16 protein-coding genes are annotated in these 21,268 nt (G+C 48.7%); 9 read left to right on the top strand and 7 right to left on the bottom strand.

The genetic code is table 11. The features are described from left to right. Positions 1-257: 257 nt before the first annotated feature. The gene (locus tag ACYVF1_RS03070; RefSeq protein WP_461075495.1) at positions 258-713 is read right to left on the bottom strand and encodes a DUF2147 domain-containing protein; all 456 of its coding nucleotides are present in this window, start codon (positions 711-713) and stop codon (positions 258-260) included. A gap of 324 nt (positions 714-1,037) precedes the next feature. On the opposite strand from ACYVF1_RS03070, the gene ACYVF1_RS03065 reads away from it, so the two are divergent. Continuing rightward, positions 1,038-2,564, top strand: coding sequence for a biopolymer transporter TolR (locus ACYVF1_RS03065; protein ID WP_461075493.1), 1,527 nt, complete (start codon positions 1,038-1,040; stop codon positions 2,562-2,564). Positions 2,565-2,632: 68 nt separating this feature from the next. Here the strand turns inward: ACYVF1_RS03065 and ACYVF1_RS03060 are convergent, their stop codons facing one another. Next, positions 2,633-3,079 carry a hypothetical protein gene (locus tag ACYVF1_RS03060; RefSeq protein ID WP_461075491.1) on the bottom strand — a complete coding sequence of 149 codons (447 nt, stop codon included), beginning with the start codon at positions 3,077-3,079 and terminating at the stop codon, positions 2,633-2,635. A gap of 79 nt (positions 3,080-3,158) precedes the next feature. On the opposite strand from ACYVF1_RS03060, the gene ACYVF1_RS03055 reads away from it, so the two are divergent. The 6 genes from ACYVF1_RS03055 (at position 3,159) to treZ (ending at position 13,231) form a co-directional block, all read left to right on the top strand. Further along, positions 3,159-3,455: an SCP2 sterol-binding domain-containing protein gene (locus ACYVF1_RS03055; RefSeq protein WP_461077795.1), complete on the top strand. Its 297-nt coding sequence runs from the start codon at positions 3,159-3,161 to the stop codon at positions 3,453-3,455. 83 nt (positions 3,456-3,538) lie between these two features. Further along, positions 3,539-4,975, top strand: a complete 1,437-nt coding sequence (locus tag ACYVF1_RS03050) for a Gfo/Idh/MocA family protein (protein WP_461075489.1) — start codon at positions 3,539-3,541, stop codon at positions 4,973-4,975. A gap of 257 nt (positions 4,976-5,232) precedes the next feature. Beyond that, a complete protein-coding gene (locus ACYVF1_RS03045; RefSeq protein ID WP_461075487.1) occupies positions 5,233-6,759 on the top strand; it encodes a hypothetical protein in 1,527 nt (508 codons plus the stop codon). A gap of 85 nt (positions 6,760-6,844) precedes the next feature. Then, complete coding sequence (locus ACYVF1_RS03040; protein ID WP_461075486.1) at positions 6,845-9,223, top strand: alpha-amylase family protein; 2,379 nt, start codon at positions 6,845-6,847, stop codon at positions 9,221-9,223. 170 nt (positions 9,224-9,393) lie between these two features. After that, positions 9,394-11,304, top strand: a complete 1,911-nt coding sequence (locus ACYVF1_RS03035; protein ID WP_461075484.1) for a sensor histidine kinase — start codon at positions 9,394-9,396, stop codon at positions 11,302-11,304. A gap of 67 nt (positions 11,305-11,371) precedes the next feature. After that, positions 11,372-13,231, top strand: a complete 1,860-nt coding sequence (gene treZ / locus ACYVF1_RS03030) for a malto-oligosyltrehalose trehalohydrolase (protein ID WP_461075482.1) — start codon at positions 11,372-11,374, stop codon at positions 13,229-13,231. A 45-nt stretch (positions 13,232-13,276) separates the two neighbouring features. On the opposite strand, the gene ACYVF1_RS03025 is transcribed toward treZ, so the two are convergent. From ACYVF1_RS03025 to ACYVF1_RS03005, 5 genes are all read right to left on the bottom strand, one after another. Continuing rightward, positions 13,277-14,017: a hypothetical protein gene (locus ACYVF1_RS03025; protein ID WP_461075480.1), complete on the bottom strand. Its 741-nt coding sequence runs from the start codon at positions 14,015-14,017 to the stop codon at positions 13,277-13,279. Between the two features lie 121 nt (positions 14,018-14,138). Further along, positions 14,139-15,011 (bottom strand): LytTR family DNA-binding domain-containing protein, encoded by an 873-nt coding sequence (locus ACYVF1_RS03020; protein WP_461075478.1) that lies wholly within the window; start codon positions 15,009-15,011, stop codon positions 14,139-14,141. A gap of 89 nt (positions 15,012-15,100) precedes the next feature. Then, positions 15,101-16,105 (bottom strand): SGNH/GDSL hydrolase family protein, encoded by a 1,005-nt coding sequence (locus tag ACYVF1_RS03015; RefSeq protein WP_461075476.1) that lies wholly within the window; start codon positions 16,103-16,105, stop codon positions 15,101-15,103. A 263-nt stretch (positions 16,106-16,368) separates the two neighbouring features. Further along, a complete protein-coding gene (locus ACYVF1_RS03010; protein WP_461075474.1) occupies positions 16,369-17,637 on the bottom strand; it encodes an AGE family epimerase/isomerase in 1,269 nt (422 codons plus the stop codon). Next, the gene (locus ACYVF1_RS03005; RefSeq protein ID WP_461075472.1) at positions 17,630-18,643 is read right to left on the bottom strand and encodes a bifunctional heptose 7-phosphate kinase/heptose 1-phosphate adenyltransferase; all 1,014 of its coding nucleotides are present in this window, start codon (positions 18,641-18,643) and stop codon (positions 17,630-17,632) included. The genes ACYVF1_RS03010 and ACYVF1_RS03005 overlap by 8 nt, the downstream gene beginning before the upstream one ends. A gap of 150 nt (positions 18,644-18,793) precedes the next feature. On the opposite strand from ACYVF1_RS03005, the gene ACYVF1_RS03000 reads away from it, so the two are divergent. Next, entirely contained in the window at positions 18,794-19,495 is a 702-nt protein-coding gene (locus ACYVF1_RS03000) for an NUDIX hydrolase (protein WP_461075470.1), read from the top strand. Positions 19,496-19,597: 102 nt separating this feature from the next. Continuing rightward, a complete protein-coding gene (locus ACYVF1_RS02995; protein ID WP_461075468.1) occupies positions 19,598-21,232 on the top strand; it encodes a ribulokinase in 1,635 nt (544 codons plus the stop codon). The last annotated feature ends 36 nt before the right edge of the window (positions 21,233-21,268 follow it).

Here is a 21,268-nt window from a genome sequence, read left to right as displayed (position 1 = left end):
TTTAAAGTGAAACATTATGTTACTTTTGACTGAAGCAAATTTGCATAATTAAGAATATAGAATCAATGGATTTCAAAACAAATTGATTGAACGGCCCAATAGGCTATTGTAAGTTACTAATAGATAAAATGCATAAATAAAAAGAGCCCATTTTTCGTTAAAAACAGCGATAAATGATTGAATTTCCCGCTTGTTAACAGCAAAAAAAACGCCAGGACTAGTCCTGGCGTTTTTAATTATGATTCAACAATTTCAATTTATTTTACTCGTGTCCAGGTACGTGTTTTTCCGAGCATACTGATACCCATTACGTAGCCACGCATATCGAGCAAATTAGGATCTTTGAGTATGAGTTCACAACCATACGTCTTTCCGTCTTCGGGATTATAGACCTCGCCATCACCCCAGACATTGTTTCCTTTATAGGAAAGATTAGACACCAGAATCATTTGCATAAGCGGACGGCTGCGGAGGCTTGCGTCAGGGTTTTCGCTGTCGAGTTTCGGTTTTTTCGTTACTGGATCGTTAGGTTCCAGCATCCAGACCAGCTTGCCGTAGTACTTATTTCCCTGCTTATAAATCTGAACCTGGTTTCGCTTTTTATGGCTCAGCCACCGTCCCAATACCGCATCAGGATCGTCGGATTTCGGCGCCAGGGCCGTTAATGTCATGCCCAAAAAAACCAGTAAAGCGCCAACGCGAAAAACATTCATAAGGCAGTTAACACAACGTTTGGATATATAACGAATTAAATAACGATTTGTCGATTCAACCTGAAAATCGTCCGAAGGTTTTCTGAACGTAAATAGCTTTATGGCCATCTACACACCAAACTGCACTCCTACCAAACGAACGGAAAGAACCGGTTGTATCAACAATCAGAGTTCAGCCGTATTCCAAAGACCAATCCGTTGATCTAAAGTTTAATTCGTCGGTACATTTCTGCAAAAAGTTTGCCGCAGAAAGTAAGTCGGAAGACCCTTTTTCTTTTCTCAGAAAACTGCTGCATCGGCCATTCACCCCTCTTCTTACCCAAAATGAAGCAACTGATTTTTCTCGTATGGACAGGGCTGCTCCTGTTATCTCAATCAGCATCGGCCCAGCAGAATCCGGTAGGCGTTTTCGACGGACAGAGTAGTATCGGCTCGGCTGTGCGTCCCGGCCTTGCTACGTATAAAGCTGCAACACAGACGTACGAACTAAATGGTTCTGGCGCTGCAATGGGTGGTACGCAGGATGAAATTCACTTTTTGTGGAAACGTATCAAAGGCGATTTCATCGTTTATGGTCGTGGACAATTTTCCGGTAAAGGCGCCGAAGCAGGGCAAAAAATGGGCTGGATGGCACGTAGTAGCCTGTCGGCCGATGCCGCCCACGTGAGTGCGGTTGTTCAGGGTAACGGTGCTACGTTGGTACAGCTTCGTAAAACCACTGGCGCTACGTCGGAAGAAAACGCTACGTCCGTAAAGAACGCCGACATTATTCAGCTCGAACGCCGGGGCACTACGTTCACCGTGCGCGTAGCTCGATTCGGCGAACCGTTTCAGATGCGCGACGTAGCAGAACTTAATTTAGGTGAGGAGCTTTACGTGGGTCTGTTCGTTTGCGCACCCAATCGGAACGCAGCCGCAAAGGCGCAGTTCGAAGATGTACGTATCAGCGTTCCCGTAAGTCCTGCCGAACAACCGAATCGCATGAATCTGGCCAGCCGGCTCGAATTGCTCGACGTAGCGACGGGCAAACGTAACATCATTCATACCGAGCCCTATTCCATTCAGGCACCCAACTGGACAAACGATAATAAGTCGTTGATTTATAACGGACGAGGTTTAATTCAGGCGTTTGATTTTGCGACCAAACAGGTACGTACCGTGAATACGGGCGAGGTGAAAAACAATAACAACGACCACGTTATTTCGTTCGATGGCAAACAATTAGGATTGAGTAGCGGTGTCAGCGCACTTGGTGGTTCCATCATTTATACCGTACCAATAGAAGGCGGCACACCGAAACAGATCACGCCGAAAGGACCTTCTTACCTGCACGGCTGGTCGCCCGATGGAAAAAGTCTGGTTTTCTGCGGATCACGTAACAACGAGTTTGATATCTACAAAGTCCCCGCCGACGGTGGTACCGAAGTTCGGCTGACTGACGCAACCGGGCTGGATGATGGCCCCGAATACACACCCGACGGCAAGTGGATTTACTTCAATTCCAACCGCACCGGCACCATGCAAATCTGGCGCATGAAACCCGATGGAAGCGGTCAGGAAGCAGTGACCGACGGCGAATTTCACGACTGGTTCGCCCATATTTCACCCGATGGCAAATGGATTGTTTTTCTGTCGTTTCTCAAAGACGAAGTCAAATCCGGCGATCACCCACCCTACAAGCACGTGTACCTGCGCCTGATGCCCATGTCGGGCGGCAAACCCAAAGTGATTGCCTACATCTACGGTGGTCAGGGCACGATCAATACGCCATCCTGGTCGCCTGATAGCAAGCGCGTAGCATTCGTCAGCAATACTGATGCAAGTGTGCTGAACCCGGTTGAAGTTAAGTAACGCGGACATGTTGTCCGCATAGTTTTAGGAAGAAGTTCAATTATGACTATGCGGACAACATGTCCGCGTTACTTCATTTCTTTCACCATCGTCCAGTATAATCCAACAAAAAGCAGGCTAAAAAACACCCCAAACGACGTATTGAGCGCAACGAATCCGGCCAGAATTACCGGCAAAAACAGCCCAACAGCAACGCCCGCTACGTATATCCAGAAACCGATACGTTGCAGCCGGAACATAAGAATGGCTCCGATAAGGGTTAGTAGCGAATAAGCAAACTGCGCAATCGCCAGCGAACGTACTTCGTCGGGATCATTCGATACGGGTGCGTCGCCAGTGGAGCGATCTTCGTAGTATTGTTTGGGTGTTTTTTCCGCTTCGGGAGTGGGACGATCAATACGTTGGGTAGTAGAAACAGCATCGGTCTGCATGAAAGACACTGTGGCGTCGAACAGGCCCAAAGCGCAGCTTAGAAACGTTAAAATGCAGAGAACCGTTAAGAATTGAGAGCGCATACGTAACGCGGACCAGATGACCGCAGTAGAAACTTTATTGACGGTGCAGCGTTTTCTGAAAAACCATAAGCAATCACCGATGACTCTTCAGGAACTAACCGACCAGATTCGGAACAAATTTACGAATGCCGACAGCATAAACGCCACTATTAAAATTGTGAACGAGCAGGGAAATATTTTTATTGATTCCACGCAATCGCCCGCTCAGGTCACGAATGATAATAAACCGGCCGACTGCGAACTGCATATCTCGGTGGATAATCTGGTACGTCTGGGCACCGGCGACCTGAATCCGATGATGGCCGTTATGACGGGAAAATTAAAAATTAAAGGCGATATGGCCACCGCCATGAAGATGGGGCAGGTTATGGGATAAACTAATGAGCGAAAGGGCGAATGAGTGAAAGAGCGATTCAGTATATTCGCTCTTTCACTCATTCGCCCTTTCGCTCATTGACTATGCCTAATCCCTCTCGCCGTAAATTTCTGGAAAGCAGCACATTAGTAGCTGCTGGCTTCTTTATCGTTCCTCGTCATGTGCTGGGCGGTAAATCGCCGGATGGTTCACGTATCATCGCGCCGTCCGACAAACTCAATATTGCGGCTGTCGGCTGCGGGGGCAAAGCCGATGTCAATATCCGCCTATCTTATAATAATGGCTCCGACAACATCGTCGCGCTGTGTGATGTAGACGATCGGCAGGCTAAAAAATTCAGGAGTCAGTTTTCCAGCGCCCCCTATTTTCAGGATTACCGGGAAATGTTCGACAAGGCCGGTAAAACCTTCGACGCCGTAATTGTCAGCACGCCCGACCACATGCATGCGCCCATCGCGATGGCGGCCATGCAGCTTGGCAAGCACGTATACGTCGAAAAACCCCTTACGCACGACATCTACGAAGCCCGAATGCTCACCGAAGCGGCCCAAAAGTATAAAGTGGTCACGCAGATGGGTAATCAGGGTAGTTCGGGCGATGCAACACGCATCATCGAGGCAGCTATTCAGAAAAAAATGATTGGCCACGTGCATACCGTTTATTGCTGGACAAACCGCCCGGTGTGGCCGCAGGGCGTTAAATCGCCGAAAGATAAGGGTGAGTCCCAGCCGGTTCCGGCCGAAGTGAACTGGCCCTTATGGCTTGGTACAGCCCCTCAGCGCGACTACCATTCGGCTTATATGCCGACCCGTTGGCGAGGGTACTGGGATTTTGGTACAGGCGCTCTGGGCGATATGGGTTGCCATTTCATGGACGTACCGTTTCGTGCTCTCAAGCTGAAATACCCGACCTCAGTAGAATGCAGCGTTGGGTCGGTCTACTCCGATTTCTTCCAGGAGGCTTTTTATGACGATGTATGTCCTCCTTCGTCGGCGATTCACCTGACTTTTCCGTCGGAAGACCGCAAGGTTAAGGAAATCAAATTTTCCTGGTTCGATGGCGGCATCCGACCCCAGTTACCCGATGGTGCCGAGTACAATGATGTTTTCCAATCCATCGACGGCGGTATTCTCTTTATTGGAACAAAAGGGATGTTGACCGGCGGCCTGTTCGGAAACAACCCGAAACTACTTCCTGTGGATAAGTTTGGGGATAAAACCCTTCCCGCGCCCGAGCGGCCACTCGTGGAGGGAAAAACCGAAGGCCATCAGCAGCAATGGGTGAAAGCCTGCAAGCAGGGATTTGGCGCGTATACCTCCTCTTCATTCGACCAGTCCGGACCACTCACCGAAACCGTTTTGATGGGTAACCTGGCCACGCGTTCATACCTGGTTCGGGAAGATGGCAAGTTTACGGGGCGCAAAAAGCTTTTGTGGGATGGCAATTCCATGAAAATCACGAACTACGACTACGCTAACCAGTTCGTGAAGCGGCAATATAACGGCGGATATACGCTGTAGATATATAGTCTAGTGGTGGCGTCAGGTTTTTAAATCTGACGCCATTAAAATTTTATCAATCTGGCAACCGTTACCAATGTCACGTTCTCACGTCTTACAGAAAATTCTAATTAGTTAAAACCTATCTTAATAAAGTAGTAAGTTTCTGTTAGTAACTTGATTTTACATATTAGTATTATTATTTGTATCGTATTTGTTTATAAAAGATTATTTCATGTATTTCAGGGCTAACTTTTCTTAAGCCCTGAAATATGTCTATGCGTAAACGCTACGTTATTGCGACACTTTTCTTTTCTACATTATCCCTGATTTCAGTAGCTCAGCCTTCCATTACGCCCGCGCCGGGTTACGTTTGGCAGGCCGTTAGTTCCAGTACGTACACAACTGGTCCGCAGCGAACGGGCTGCAAATCAGGCACAGGCAGCTGCGGCACAAATGACAGTTCTTTCGGTTTAAACATAAAATGCCCGCCCGATTTACCTTCAACCATCGTATCAGGCTGCCCGATTATTCAGAAACAGATTTTTGGCAACGTCGGCGAAAGCGGCAGCAACTTTAGCAGTCTGACCGTATCTCAAAATCCCGGTTGCGGAGGCACTACGTCTGGTAGTAACTGGCCTTCATCATCGGCTGCCACCCGGCGCGTCACGTTAACCGAATGGACAAATCCCAATCCTGAATCTTCTGTTCCAAACGGTGCTTCTACTGGAACGGTTTGCCTACCCACAGCCGCCCGAATCGTCATTGACGATGGCTCCGTTTGCGACGGTTCGGGTATTGGGGCTGGCGAATTACGATTTCTGGTAATTGGTGGAAATTCGGGCGGGCAATCCAGCTTCAATATCACAGCCAACTATCAACTAAACTGGTCGGCGAGCAAATACGGCGGCAGTGGCTCAACAGGGAATCAGACAGTCACGCAAAATCTGGTGGTTAACGATGCTGGTAGCGGCAACCAGTACGATTGGGCATTGCAACAACCCAACCAATCGTGGTATTACCCGTCGGCGGGCAACAACGTAGCATCGTTTGGAACCGCGCTTCAACAAACGTCAACCGTTCCCGCAGGTAGCGTCAGTCAGACAGGCGGTACGTTCACCATCGACTTTACGGCTACGGCTTCTATTGACCTAGGGCGCGCATTTGGCAATGCCGATGCCCGCGTAACAATGGGGCCGGGATTTCATGGCCGCGCTCGTTATGAAGTTGATTACCAGTGCTGGCAGATTGTTCCGAATCCATTGCCGGTACGTCTCGTTTCGTTCAATGCCAAAGCTGGCGACGGCCTTATCAACGTAGTATGGGAAACGGCGATTGAGCAAAATAACAGCCATTTTTTCATCGAACGTAGCGCCGATGCCTTTACGTTCGAGGCCATTGGGCAGGAGGCAGGCAAAGGCACTACGTCGTCGCGGCAGCAATACGTTTTTGTGGATAAATCGCCTTTGAGTGGGGATAACTACTACCGCTTGCGACAGGTCGATATGGATGGCTCCACAACTTACTCTAAAACGGTTGGTGTGGTGTATAAGGAAACGCAGCCGCTTTTGGACGTGCTAGGCAATCCAACCGAAGCCCAACCGATACGTATTCGTCTGAAAAACGTACGACCCGAAAATCTCCGATTAACCCAGCAAAACGGGCAATCCATTACGTTCGATCTTCAGGCTGAATCGGGTACTACGTTCAGAATCGTTCCTAAAATAGCCCTCTCATCAGGCGTGTATTTGTTAACGCTACGTGAGGGGTCGGTACGTCTCAGCCAGCGAGTAGTTTTAAAATAATTTATCTGGACCAACCGGAAGCTTGGCGCAGGCATACCATTCGACTAACACTATTTCATCATAGCTTTTGCGTCTTACCCGAACCATGAAATTTCTAAACAGAATTCTTTCATTAATAGCCGTATTCGTCGGTACTATCAATTTCGTAAATGCCCAGCAAGTGATGATGCAGGGATTTTATTACGACATTCCCAAAGCGCAGTGCGGAGCTGCCTGGGCCGATACGTTGGCGGCCAAAGCCATTCCGTTAGCTGCGTCAGGTTTTACCCATATCTGGACACCGCCGTTTCAGGGCAACGGTCCTAACAGTGGCGGCTACGACCCGAAAGACCTGTACATTGGCACCAATAGCACACTTACGGCGCTCGGCACTAAACAGCAGATTCTGAACATGGTATCGACATTCAGTGGCGCCGGAATGCAGGTAGTAGGCGATATGATTTACAACCACCGCGATGGTGGCGCTCCTGAAACCAACGATCCCGTACTGGATTATGTTATGAACCATGCAGGCAACACCAGCAATCAGAATTGCTATCAGTACGCCATGCCGTCAGATCGTTATCGACTTATTCTACCCGTTGGCGGGACGTCGGGTAACGGCATTGGGAATTACTACGTCAACATCAGTTCCCGCACCAATACGTATGCAGGCAGCCAGTACATGCTCTACGTGACTACAAAAAAAATAGGAGGTTCGCGCTGGTCGCCCGTTAACGCAACGACGGTTGTAGCGCCGGAACAAGCAGCAGCTTATCCAATTCAACTGGGGACAAATTACCAGGTTACGATTGATTCCGATGGCGATAACGATGAATTTCAAATTGCGCTTAATACGGCTGATTTCAACCCGTCCGATACGTTGTTTATTCAAATGATCAACATCAATCCGGGCGATATTACTGCTTATTCTAATCATCGCCCCTGGAAAATCTGGTACGACCCCTTAGGTTCATTGGGCAATGGCTCGGCGCGCGATCTGGCAGAAGTGGGTAACATGTTTTCGGGTGGTGGCCTCAATCCCAGTTACAAACTCCGGGCGCAGACGTTTACCAATTTCTGCGGTTTGCCGGGCGGTGGTCCCTGTATGAATGGTAGTAATTTCCGGCCTAACTGGTCAGGAGATCCGGCTTCCGACGTGAATGCTACGTGCCTCGGACCCGCCTGGAGCCAGCAGAGTATGGATTATTTTTACGATTACGATCACCAGAATCCCGATACTAAACAAAAACTAATCGACTGGACACTCTGGAGCTGGGATCAAGTGGGCATTCGCGGGCTAAGAATGGACGCTATCAAACATTTTCCGGCTTCGTTCGTGGGCGATTTACTCTGTGCCATGCACGCGGCTGGTAAAGACCCCAGCCTGATTGTTGGCGAGTGGTATGGGCAAGATCCTGGGCCGCAAGGGAGCTGGCTTAATCAGGTCTATACTAAACTGAATGCCTGCGGTGCAGCCAGCCTTAATCCGAAAGTATTCGATTTCAACCTCCGCGATCAATTGAAAAAAGCCAGCGATGGTGGAAACGGCGTGAGTACGTCTGCCGATTGTAATGACACAGATTCGTGGGATGTACGTAGCATTTTTACGGGCAGTCTGCACGATGGAAGCGGTTTCAGCGGAAACAACGTAGTGACGATGCTCAACAATCACGATTTCCGTAGCGCCGACCCAACGTTTGGCGATGCGCTCATACACGACCGCGCCGACGCACTCAACAGCTACGCCTATTTGCTCACTAACAATCATCTGGGCGTACCAACGGTGTTCTGGCCAGACTATTACGGCTATCCTGCCTCAGTAATAACCTGGAACGGTACGGCCTGCGCGCCACAGACATATGGCTATTTCCCGAATTGGCCACAAGGCGGCTTAAAAACCGGAATCGACCAGTTATTGAACGTACTTAAAACGTACATCAGCGGCTCAACGAGCATCGATTACCTTAATAAATTTGGTGGCCCGGCGCTCAATTATTTCACAGGCTGCTACAAACGCACACTCATTTATCAGAACAACGCTTCGGGCAGCGCAGGCGGGAAAGAAGTGTTGAATGTGATTAATTATGGCGATCAGCCGGTTGACGTAGAAGTACCGGTAATACAACGTAATGGCGTGGCTGCGGGCGTGACGTTCAGCAACGTAGCCGGTACAAGCTCAACCGCGCATCCGGTTGTGTCGGGGGCGGGTATACTACGTGTTAAGGTGCCCGCGCACAGTTTCGGCACATGGGTGCAGGGGGCGCCTTTGCCCGGCCTGGCTATCTACACGCTACGTAACGGTTTATGGAATGATCCGGCTACCTGGTCCTGTAATTGCCTGCCAACCAGTAGTGATAGTATTCAGATCAAACACAACGTAACACTACCGGCTGGCTATATCGGTAATGCACAGCAAATTAATGTTGATTTAGGACAGAAGCTCATTTTTGGGACGGGAGCCAAAGTGAACGTAGGCCAGTAAATGACTCGGGCGACACACCGGAGTTTTGCGCGTGACTATGAGTTGCCACCTAGGTTACGTCCAGAAAATCCATAAATTGTCTACTTTCGTAGTATTTAGAAGCGCGGATGAGACATTTCTTGTATCGGTTCGTATGGTTATTAAGCGGTTGCTTGATCGCTCTCCCCCTTATGGGGCAGCCCGTAGCCGACCAACCGATTCTGGAATTACCTACCGCCAATCATCCGCTTTCACTACGTGGGCACATAGCTTATTTTCTGGATTCGTTACGTATTCGGGGGTTAAACGACGTAACACATCCGGCTATTGATGCTGCGTTTCGCCCAGTCGAGTCGCCAGTACCGAACTTCGGCTATATCAGTAGCGTTCAGGCAGCCCGACCGATCTGGCTACGTTATCGATTACACAATCCCACCACCAAACCGCAAAACTGGTTCACTGAAATAGACTTCTGGAGTTTCGATCAGCTTCAGCTTTTTGTTGTCGACGACCAGCAGCGAGTTTTATCGACTTCGCCGGTCATTGGCTGGAAAACACCGACGAACCAACGTATCAGAAATCATCGACACTACTGGTTTCCGTTTACGGTACCGGCTGGTCAGAACGTAACGGCCTACCTGCGCATCTTTAAACAACGGGGTGCGCAGCTTATTCCGGTCAACCTCGTTCCCGAAACAGCTTACGAAAGTGAGGTTCAGAAAGGGTATTTATTCTGGGGAGGAGTTTTGTTCACGCTCACGTTTGTGGCGATCATGAGCCTGATTTTTTTCCTCACTACGTTCGCACCGATTTACTCCCGTTATATTTTCTGCCTGCTGGGACTGGTTGGTTTTTTCGTTATTAACGACGGTTTTCTGAACCAATTTGCCTTCGACGAGCAGTTTCTACTGCCTCGACAAAACGTTTATTTTCTGTTTCCGCTCGTTCTGTTCTATTCACAACTCACTTTTGTCCGTACGTTTTTGCCGCTGCGTCACACGCCTTCGCATCGCTGGCACACCATCGGAACGGTAGTACTCTGGTGCTGCGTAGTTGGACTTTTTTCGCTAACCATCGAGCTTTTTGTACCGTTTACTCCGCTGGTTGAGTTAGTTATCGTCCGGCTTTTTTCGATGATTTACTGGCTCCCAATGCCCGTCATCGTTGCCTATATCATCATTAGTATTGTTCGCCGGTATCACGTTCGCGAAGCCTGGCTGTACCTGATTGCCGTTTTACCATACTATACCCTCAACCTCGGGCAGGTATTTGCGAATTTCGGCCTGATTCCTACCTACGAGGCCGTTGCTAACTTTGCTAACTACGCCCTTGCGGGTCTGTTTGAGGTTTTTGTTCTGACGATTGGTCTGGCTTACCGCTACAAAGTGGAGCGCGATAAAACCGAGCAACTTATTAAAGAACACACGGTTCAGCAACAGCGTGCTTACGAAGCCGAAGTACAGGCGCTAGCCCTGAAAAACAATTTATTAGTCGAAAAAGAACGTATTGCCCGTGATCTACACGACAATGTAGGCGCTCATTTGGCTTTCGTCGTAACCAATCTAACACACATCAGCGATCAGGCTGAACGACAACCGGTTAAGGACGGTAAGAAATGGGCAAATCAGTTACGGAACATTGTGGTACATACCCGTGAGGCCGTTAAACTCCTGCGCGAAACGATCTGGGCTATCCATCAGGAAAGCTTTACGGTGGAAGAGTTTGGTGAGCGGCTCAATCAATACATCAACCGTTACGTTCACGAAACCGATGGCTTATCGGTCGACGTACAGTTGACGGGGTCGACCACCAAACGCCTTACGTCGTCTCAGGTGCTGAACCTGTTCCGGATTGTTCAGGAAGCACTCAATAACGTAGTGAAACACGCCCGCGCGACTGAGGCTATTGTGCAGCTAAATATACTGGAAACCAAAGGAATAAATCTAAGTATCCGCGATAATGGACAAGGGTTCAATTTGCCTGATGCGGCCATTTCTGAACAACATTACGGCCTGCAAAACATGCAGAAACGAGCTCAGGAACTGGGTGGTACGTTCCGCGTCATTGCCGATAAAGGAACTACTATTGAGGTGAATGTTTGAGTTTTAACCATTTCGGCTAACACAACCGGCTGATAGCTAGTTTGATGCATAACCGCTGCTTCAATTTATGCATCAAACCTTGATTAGCCGTCGAACTCTCGGCGTTACGTTCTCTGATGAAGGGGCCTGTATACGTGTCTGGGCCCCTTTCGCACAAAGTGTCTGTCTTCGCCTTCATCAACAACAGCAAACTGTCCGCCTTCAGTTGGATGGCACGTACTGGCAAACCTCGACTCCCCAACTTCAACCCGGTGATACGTATTCATTTATCCTGAACGATACGCTCGAACGGCCCGATCCGGCTTCACTTTCACAGCCCGAGGGAGTTCACGGGCCATCGCAGGCCATTGATACGTCGGAATTTATCTGGACGGATGACAACTGGAAGAATCTGCCGCTCGATGATTATTTATTGTATGAACTTCACACCGGTACATTCACCCCCGATGGTACGTTCGCGGGTATTGAAAGTCGACTCGATTACCTGATTGAACTGGGTATCAACGCCGTCGAGATTATGCCGGTGGCACAATTTCCCGGCACGCGGAACTGGGGCTACGATGGTGTTTGCCCATACGCGGTGCAGAATTCGTATGGCGGTGCTATCGGGTTGCAACAGTTGGTCGATGCCTGTCACCGGAAAGGTTTGGCGGTTGTTCTCGACGTAGTGTACAACCACATGGGCCCCGAAGGCAATTATTTTTACGACTATGGCCCGTATTTCACCAACCGATACCAGACGCCGTGGGGGCACGCTCTCAATTTCGACGCTGATTACAGCGACAGCGTGCGTCGGTATTTCATCGAAAACGTATTGATGTGGTTTCGGGATTTTCACATCGACGCGCTACGTATCGACGCAGCTCACGCCATTCATGACGCCCGCGAAGTGCATTTGCTACGTGAAATCAAGCAGTACGTGGATGAATTGATCCGGCAAACGGGCCGGCAACATTACCTGATTGTGGAATCGGACCAGAACGAAACCAAATTTATTCAGGCACTTGCGCAAGAGGGCTACGGCATGGATGCCCAGTGGAACGACGAATTTCACCACGCCCTCCGCGTAACGGCTACCGGCGAGCAAAAAGGCTACTACGTTGATTATAACGGGATTCAGCACTTAGCGAAATCCTATAAAGACGCTTACGTATACGATGGTACGTATATGCCCCGGCGGGCGCGTATCGTCGGAAAATCAACGGCAGGTCATGCTGGGCGGCAGTTTGTGGTTTTCTCGCAGAATCACGATCACATTGGTAACCGGATGCTGGGTGAGCGCCCCAGCCAACTCGTGAGTTTGTCGATGCAGAAATTAATGGCAGGAGCTGTTATGAGTAGTCCATATCTGCCGATGCTATTTATGGGTGAAGAATATGGCGAATTAAATCCGTTTATGTATTTCGTGAGCCACAGCGACCCAAACCTGATTGAAGCCGTTCGGCAGGGACGTCGACGGGAATTTGCCGCGTTTCAGGACGTAGCCGAAGCCCCCGATGCGCAGGACGAGCGAACCTTCGAACGGTCGAAACTCAATTGGGAACTACGCGATCAGGAACCGCATGCTACGATGTTCCGCTACTACCAGACTCTGCTGGCTCTGCGCAAACAATCGTCGCTACGTCACCCCGACCGCGAATCGGTAGCCGTTGTTGTTGACGAATCCAAACAAACGATCATGCTACTGCGGCAACACAAACAGGTTGATTGGGTTGCTACGTCAGGTCTTGAAACGGTCGTTTGCCTTCTGAATTTCTCGAAAGAAAGCCAGTCATTTACGATGCCCGTATGTGATCGTCCCTGGCAAAAACTGCTCGATTCAGCCGACCCGAAATGGCATGGCCCCGTTGCGGCTCCTGACCGTTTGAACGGCTGCGATTCGGTGGTTGTGCAAGCCGAATCCATTCTGATTTACACGAACAAATAAACGAACGTATCAATCTATCCTACAGGCAATTAAACAGAATAAATATCAGGCAGGCTCCATTAATCCTCCGTTGCGACGTAACGCGGAAATTAACTGGAGCAGGCTAACCGCATGGCTGAAAAATACCACCGGCACAAGGAAGCCAGGGAGCCAGACATAAGGCGCTTTCAATACCGCTACGTTCGGCTGATCGAAAGCGAGCTGCTGAAACGGAAGGGGTGCCGCCAAAATCGCCTGAATGACAATATTGAACAGTAGGCCAACCGCCACTACGTTCCAGAGAAGTAGCCAACGCAGCGAAACCGATTTACGCCGAAATACCAGCCAGGCCATTACTGGAGCCGTTAATCCTGCCAGTACGTCGAAGTTTCGCCCGGCGAACGTCATCAGTTCAGGAATTTGCTGGTAGAGATATAAACTATAGAGCATCAGTTCTACAGGAACGCGTACTACGTGTATAAATGTGAGCGTCGAGAGCGGTAATCCACGTATCCAGGCACGGCTTTTTGAGATACTAAACAAACAGATAATTAGTAAAAATGGTGGCCCAATTGTGAGTACAAAGCGAGGTGGGAAACCGGTTAATTGTTGAAAAAAGTGTTGATAAGCCAGTATAGCCAAGAACGTTAGCCAACCCAAACTGATTAAAATCCAAGCGGTTTTCCGTTTAGAAGCCCGCCCGAACGCTACGTAGAGAAAATATAGGGTTACAAGCGTAGTGAGGACAAATCCTGCATCTAGCCAAAGTGGAGTTGGTTCGTAGAGATGCGCTAAATTAGGTTGCATAAACTTATTGTTTCCAGGCAAGCTGTGTGCTTGCAGCAGCAAAGGAAATACGCAATTGCAGCTGAAAAACGATACGTATTTTCCCCAGAAAATGAATGGTATCAGATTTACCGATGAATGGTCAATGACTGATAGATTGCAGCCATTTACGCAGGTCAAGGCTCCGGTAGCGACTTACAATAACTTCCTGATGTGACTCTTGGCGGTGCAGGGCGGGCACTAACGTAACGATCAGTTTGCGGTTGACATCATCCTGAACAGCGCGAACAGCACCTATCCCCACAACGAACTGACGGTTCAACTGAAAGAAATACCGGCTATCAAGACCAGACGTCAGTTGAGCAAACGAAGCATAACGCGTAGCAATTTGTTGGCCATCAATTTTAACCAGTAAGATTAGCCCGCCAGTTGAATAGAAGTAAGCAATTTCCTCCATAGGTAAACGCAATTGACCGCTGCTCACGTCTATAGTAACAAGTGTCTGAGCCGACGACGTGTTTACGTTGGTCAGAGCAAATGTATTTTCAGACGTATTATTCTGACGCTCAGCCCAAAATGCCTGCATCAGATAGAAACCGACGTAGCCACCATTAACAAGTGTGGCTAGCGTAATACAAACAATAATGCCCCTCGTCACGGTGGCGGGAGCGGGCCAATGCTGCGCATACAGACGCTGAGCCAGCGGAAAAACCACCGCAAACGTTAGTAATGTAGCAGTACCACCAAATAATATTTGGTATACAAGTCGGCGATTAGGATTCTGCCAGAAGGGTAATCGTTCATCGAGCCACCTGAAAATGAATAGGTTAACTTCCCAACAGGAAAACATCACCGTGGCAACGGTCAGGAAGTACGCCCAGGGAAATTGATAGCCCGGCTGACCGGGAAAAACCTGACTAAAAACGACATGGGAGGCTACTAACGCTGCTAGAGGAATAACAGCCAGCCGAATGAATAGGCTTCGTTTGTAGGAAAGGATAGAGTTAGTGCCCAACTTTTATGATACCGTTATGAATATACGTATCGTTCTTAAGCCTACAAAGATGCTCACATGTGGACGTGTAAAGTAAGTTTAAATAGTCACTATTTCGTGAGCAAATTCGAAATTATTTGAGCCATTACTTTATTTCCTTTAATGGTTAAATGGTCCGTTTCGTCTAATAGCGCCGTCGTATTTTTACTATATTCATTTACAGGACTGGCGTAACGAATATTTTCTTTTTTGAGAAACTGTTCAATTTCAATTGTCATATCAGCCAGCTCATACGTATTGTTTTTATAACCTATACCAGCTGGCAAAATTATGACACTGAATGGCACTTTTGTTTGCTCTTTTAACCTATGCAAACTTTCAAAAATTTTATCTTTTGTGCCATTGAATGACCAGTGATAATAGTCAGAGTTATACATCACTTCGCCTTTTTTCTTGATGCGATAAATCAATTTTCGCAAGAACCACACGGCTTTGAAAGCAGGGGGGTTAAAATAGCGATAAACGCCATTATCTGCTCCTTCGTAGATCGAGTTTCTCAGCGTAAAATCATTGAGATTCAGCAAATAAACAACTTCATCGAATTGATACGTTGGGTCATATTTTTTTAGCTGGGGAACCATTTGTGGCGTAGCATAACCCGGTACACCCAGGTTAATCACTTGAATAGTACCGCCCCGGACATCTTCTGTCAATTCACTTAACGTACTGTCCTGACTCTGGTTGATACCAAAAACAACGGAATCGCCCAGCAAACCGATACGCCGTTTTTGTTTTTGTGTCGTGTCTGATTTTTCACGAACGCCCAACTTATTAATGAGCAATAATCGTCCGTCATTGATAAGATTTACTCTGGACTTAAGTTCGTACCCCAGCTCATCATTACTTGATTTTTGAAGGTAAAAAAAAGCTGAATTTTTTACGGAGTCCAGCTGCCTTTTTACAACGACAAAATAAAAAGCCTGCGCTATTAATTCAATCATTATAACGCACAACAAAACACCAATTAGAATGGCGATTATTGAGGCTTTTCGGGAGTTTATCGCACTCTTTTCGGAGGCTGTTACATTTTTAGTGCGGATGTATTCACTATTCATACATCGATACGTTCTTTATGAATGACTATAAACCTAACTATATACTAAAGTAAACCTGGCTATTGCCTAAACTATCAGTTACGTGTCTGATAAAACCGTCCTAGGGCACTACAAGAACTTAATTTGAAAAATCTAACAGTAACAAAATTAATAAATCTCCAGAAAGTGTCTACAAGATTGATTAATTTTTCACAAAGCACTTAATTAAAGTCATTAACGTATTAATGTCCAATTTATTAACCTACAAAACCAAAATATTGCCTCTACTCCGACAATAGCATATCCAGACGACGTATCGACTGAATTACAGAGCGTACTGTGTGGTAATTGATTTTCCAGGAATGACTCATGTGTGTCCAGATGGGTACTCCCTGTCGAGTCATCAGTGGCCACCACTCGCCAACCGGATGATTAATCATTTTGTCCATCAAAAACCGATGGACGTTTTCATAAGCATTCCAGTATTTTTCGTCACCAAAAATCCGATATGCATCCAGTAACCCAATGACCACTTCGGCTTGTTGCCAGAATTCCTTTTCCCGATCATAGACTACACCCGCATGAGAACCTTCCACAAAAACCCCACCAAACTCCCAGTCGATGCCAAAATCAACCGCGTGTGATATGGATTTTAGTAACTGCTCCTGGTATTCGCTGTGCGGGATGCCCAGTACGTCCAGCGCGTGCAGCAGCAACCAGGCAAACTCAGCATTATGACCATAACTGGTATTGTCCTCAGCCTCCCGTTTTACGCCATCTTCCGTAAATCGATCCCAACCCCAAATTACGTCGAATTTGATCTGCGGGGCCACGCGCCAGTCGGCCCAGAACTGCGGAATTCCGGTACCATGTATCGGATGCATAATTTTCTCCGTCAGCAACGTAATGACTTCCAGCAGTTTCCGTCGATGCAGGGGGTTCTGCGAACATTCGTACAACGTAGTGAACGCTTCCATCAGGTGCATATGCGCGTCGAGCGTTTTCCGATCGCCACCACCTGCCCCCGCCCCTTTAAGCGTCCAGTCGCGGAAGAACATCTCGAAATAACCACCGTAACACGTATCGACCGCGTGTTTCTGCAATAAATCGAAGACTCGTTGCGCATAGTCGATACCCCGCGTGTCGCCCGTAGAGAGCGTGTATTCGCTCAGACAATAAATGGCAAAACTTTGCCCGTAGACGATCTTCTGATCATTGATTACCTCCCCTTTCCGATTGGTCATCCAGTAAAAACCGCCGTGTTCTTCGTCCCACATCCGCTCAATGAGGTAATCGACGCCATGACGAGCCATTTCGCCCAGTTTCCCATCGCCATACCCCGCCCGATGCGCCGACGAATACGTGTAAATAGACCGCGTTTGTGCAATGAGCGATTTCTCGTCCTCACCCGAATCGTTACCATCTTTATCAAAATGCGTGATAAATCCGCCATTCTCGCGGTCGACAGCGCGATTCATCCAGAAAGGCAATAATTCGTTTGTCAGGTGATGATATAATTCCTGACGGCAGTACTGCAGATTTTGCTTAGTCATTCGTAGAGAATTGTTTATGAAGGGCAAGGATTTCGGGCAACGTAGCCGTACCCGTTTGGCGGAGTTTCTGAACTGTAATAGCGGCTGCCAGATTTGCCATTTCCAGCGCCTGAGCCAACGTAGCACCCGCTCCCCGGCAGGCCGACCAGGCAGCGACTACCGTATCGCCCGCGCCGACGGTATCCAGTTCGCCCGATAAATGTAGGCCTTCAACGTATTGCGGGCCGTTTTGGTCCAGATATAGAATTCCGGCAGGACCACGGGTGATCAGCAGTGCCCCGCCCAATTGCTCGCGCAACGTAGTACCGTGTTCAACGCACCAGTTTAGGTCGGGATGTTCCGGCGCTGCTACGTCCAGAAAACGAGCCAGTTCATTCGTATTGACTTTCAACGTAGCACCGTGTACATACGTACCGACATCACGCATGTCAGCCACAAATTGCACGCTTGGAAAGCGTTGAATCAAGTCGTTGATTGAAAATACGCGTTCCTTTGTAAGAAGCGGTTTGGCAAATTGCTGATTGATAATCAGTACGTCCAGATGTACCAGCAATGATTCTAAACCTGCCAGCAATTGGTCGAAAAACGCATCGGAGAGTGAATTGGCCGTACCGAAATCAATCCGATTGGCTTCCTGACCGTCATCGTTCGGTTTGGTATATACGCAGGTATCCCAGTTTTCAGAAGCCTTCAGCAAATGCTGGGTGTTGACGTTCAGCGTCTGAAATAAATGCTGCATTTCACGTCCATACAGGTCATCACCCACGCAACCGATGGCATGCACTCTATGGACACCTAAGGCAGTCAGATTTTGAACAACATTACCGGCCGCACCCAGCGACGCCCGCGGCTGGCTTCCCCAGAAAACGTCTTTTTTTGTTTCCAGCGATTGCTCGCCCGTCTGGGTTTGTAAGCTGTAATAAAGGTCTACGGCAAAGTCGCCGATAACGCCAATTTTTACGTCCTTGAATCGCTCAAAGAGAACCTCAATTTCGGTGGTTGTCATCTGGGCAACTCGTTTACAGTATGGTTTTCCATGTTGGCTGCAATTTTATTCGATACGCGGCTTAATCAAAAAAAATTTGCATTATTTAGCGACAAATAATCATTTCTTTACTCAATCAGGCTTAATAAAGCACCTTTTTACTGACTGCTCATGACACACTATTCCCATTCGAACCGAATTTTAGTGGCGCTCGACTGCATTATTTTCGGTTTCGATGGCAACGAGCTGAATGTCTTGCTGATCAAGCGAAACTTTGATCCAGAAAAAGGAAACTGGTCGCTGATGGGTGGTTTTCTGAAAGAGCATGAAGACCTGGAACATGCTGCTCAACGAATCCTGTTTGAGTTGACGGGCTTGAAAAATCACTATCTCGAACAACTGCAAACGTTTGGCTCCGTCAACCGCGATCCCGTCGAACGTACCGTGTCAGTGGTGTATTATGCGCTGGTGAACAGCCAGCAACAGGATACCAACGCCCTGAAAGCGCACAATGCGTATTGGATTAGTCTGGCTAAAAAACCCCGGCTCATTTTCGACCACGACCTAATGGTTGAGCAGGCACTACGTCAGCTCCGGTATAAAGCGGCCCTGCACGCCATCGGTTTGGGGCTAATGCCCGAGCGATTTACCATTCCGCAGTTGCAGAAGTTATACGAAGCCATTTACAACACCCAACTCGACCGCCGGAACTTCAGCCGCAAAATCATGTCGACCGATTTACTGATTGATACCGGCGAAAAGGACACCAATTCCGCAACTAAGAAAGGGAAGCTATACCGGCTCAATTCCGAAAAATACCAGCAGTACCTTACCGAATACGTCAGCTTTTTTCCAGAACTCACGCTAACGTAACAGGCCCCTCTATCAAAAAATAATTACGTTTCTCATTGAAAAAGCACAAGTATGGCTTAATATTGTGTCACACAAACACGATACGTTGAATACCCAATACCCATGACTAATCAATACGTTATCGGCGTCGATTTTGGTACCGATTCGGTTCGGGCGCTGGTTGTGAATGCTCAGACGGGAGAGGCCGCTGGCACGCACGTGCACGAGTACGCCCGCTGGAAAAGAGGACTTTATTGCAATCCGGCAACCTCACAGTTTCGCCAACACCCGCTCGATTATCTGGAAGGGCTGGAAGCGGCCATCAACGGAGCGTTGGCGCAGGCTCCAGCGGACGTTCGGCAGCAGGTTGTTGGTATTTCAGTCGACACTACCGGTTCTACGCCCTGCGCGGTCGACGAAACGGGTTTGCCGCTGGCGCTACGTCCTGATTTCGCGGAGAATCCAAACGGTATGTTTATTCTCTGGAAAGACCACACGTCCAACGCTGAAGCGGAGGAAATCAATACGTTGGCGCATCACTGGGATATTGATTACACCAAATACGTTGGCGGAATTTATTCGTCGGAGTGGTTCTGGGCGAAAATCCTTCGGACGCTACGTGTGGATGAAACGATTCGGCAACACGCCTTTTCCTGGATCGAGCATTGCGACTGGATTTCGGCTGTACTGACCGGCAACACAAACCCGCTGACGCTACGTCGCTCACGTTGCGCGGCTGGGCACAAAGCGCTCTGGCACAGCGAATTCGATGGCCTTCCTTCCGACGAATTCCTAACCCGGCTCGACCCATTGCTCGGTGGCCTCCGCAATCGTCTCTTCACTGATACGTTCACCGCCGACCAGTCGATGGGAAATCTTTCGGCGGAGTGGGCTGAGAAATTAGGGCTATCAACCAACGTAGTGATTGGCGTTGGTGCTTTCGATGCACACATGGGTGCCGTTGGTGCTGAAATTGAGCCGTATGCGTTTGTACGTATCATCGGTACGTCGACCTGCGATATCCTGATGGCGCCAAACGAAGAAATCGGGCATCAATTGATTCGGGGTATCTGTGGTCAGGTTGATGGTTCAGTGGCGCCGGGAATGCTCGGTCTGGAAGCGGGACAATCTGCTTTTGGCGATCTGTACGCCTGGTTTGCCCGATTGATAACCGGTCCAGTACGTGAGTTGCTGGGCGATGAAGCGGCCGCTACGTTAGAAAGTCAGCTAATTCCGCATCTATCGAAGCAGGCCGCTACGTTACCCGTCACCGAAAACGATGTTATTGCCCTCGACTGGATTAATGGCCGCCGGACGCCTGACGCAAATCACACGTTGAAAGCAGCTCTGGCAGGCTTGAGTCTCGGTACGGACGCGGCTACGGTTTTCAAAGCGCTGGTTGAAGCCACCGCTTTTGGCTCCCGCAGCATTGTGGATCGCTTTGGGGAAGAAGGTGTCCCGATCAAGAAAGTGATTGCCATCGGTGGTGTCGCAAAAAAGTCGCCATTTGTGATGCAAACCCTCGCCGACGTACTGAACAAACCGATTCAGGTAGCCCGCGCCGATCAGGCCTGCGCGCTGGGGGCGGCTATGTGTGCGGCTGTTGCGGCTGGCGTGCACCCGACTATGGAAGCGGCTCAGCAGGCTATGGGTTCAGGCTTCGACGCCGAATACCAGCCTCGCCCTGAAACAGTTGCTACGTATGAAAAGCTATATCAGAAGTATTTGAAACTGGGAAAATTTGTCGAAGGAAAGTAGTTCTGTTATGCCTCGTTTCTCAGCATGACGAAAACA

It is taken from the genome of Spirosoma flavus (genome assembly GCF_054778555.1).
This window is presented reverse-complemented; position numbering and strand designations above follow the sequence as displayed.

Coding starts and splice junctions, on each gene's coding strand:
- ACYVF1_RS03070 (WP_461075495.1), bottom strand. CDS start 713: ATGAATGTTTTTCGCGTTGGCGCTTTACTGGTTTTTTTGGGCATGACA.
- ACYVF1_RS03065 (WP_461075493.1), top strand. CDS start 1,038: ATGAAGCAACTGATTTTTCTCGTATGGACAGGGCTGCTCCTGTTATCT.
- ACYVF1_RS03060 (WP_461075491.1), bottom strand. CDS start 3,079: ATGCGCTCTCAATTCTTAACGGTTCTCTGCATTTTAACGTTTCTAAGC.
- ACYVF1_RS03055 (WP_461077795.1), top strand. CDS start 3,159: ATGACTCTTCAGGAACTAACCGACCAGATTCGGAACAAATTTACGAAT.
- ACYVF1_RS03050 (WP_461075489.1), top strand. CDS start 3,539: ATGCCTAATCCCTCTCGCCGTAAATTTCTGGAAAGCAGCACATTAGTA.
- ACYVF1_RS03045 (WP_461075487.1), top strand. CDS start 5,233: ATGCGTAAACGCTACGTTATTGCGACACTTTTCTTTTCTACATTATCC.
- ACYVF1_RS03040 (WP_461075486.1), top strand. CDS start 6,845: ATGAAATTTCTAAACAGAATTCTTTCATTAATAGCCGTATTCGTCGGT.
- ACYVF1_RS03035 (WP_461075484.1), top strand. CDS start 9,394: ATGGGGCAGCCCGTAGCCGACCAACCGATTCTGGAATTACCTACCGCC.
- treZ (WP_461075482.1), top strand. CDS start 11,372: ATGCATCAAACCTTGATTAGCCGTCGAACTCTCGGCGTTACGTTCTCT.
- ACYVF1_RS03025 (WP_461075480.1), bottom strand. CDS start 14,017: ATGCAACCTAATTTAGCGCATCTCTACGAACCAACTCCACTTTGGCTA.
- ACYVF1_RS03015 (WP_461075476.1), bottom strand. CDS start 16,105: ATGAATAGTGAATACATCCGCACTAAAAATGTAACAGCCTCCGAAAAG.
- ACYVF1_RS03010 (WP_461075474.1), bottom strand. CDS start 17,637: ATGACTAAGCAAAATCTGCAGTACTGCCGTCAGGAATTATATCATCAC.
- ACYVF1_RS03005 (WP_461075472.1), bottom strand. CDS start 18,643: ATGACAACCACCGAAATTGAGGTTCTCTTTGAGCGATTCAAGGACGTA.
- ACYVF1_RS03000 (WP_461075470.1), top strand. CDS start 18,794: ATGACACACTATTCCCATTCGAACCGAATTTTAGTGGCGCTCGACTGC.
- ACYVF1_RS02995 (WP_461075468.1), top strand. CDS start 19,598: ATGACTAATCAATACGTTATCGGCGTCGATTTTGGTACCGATTCGGTT.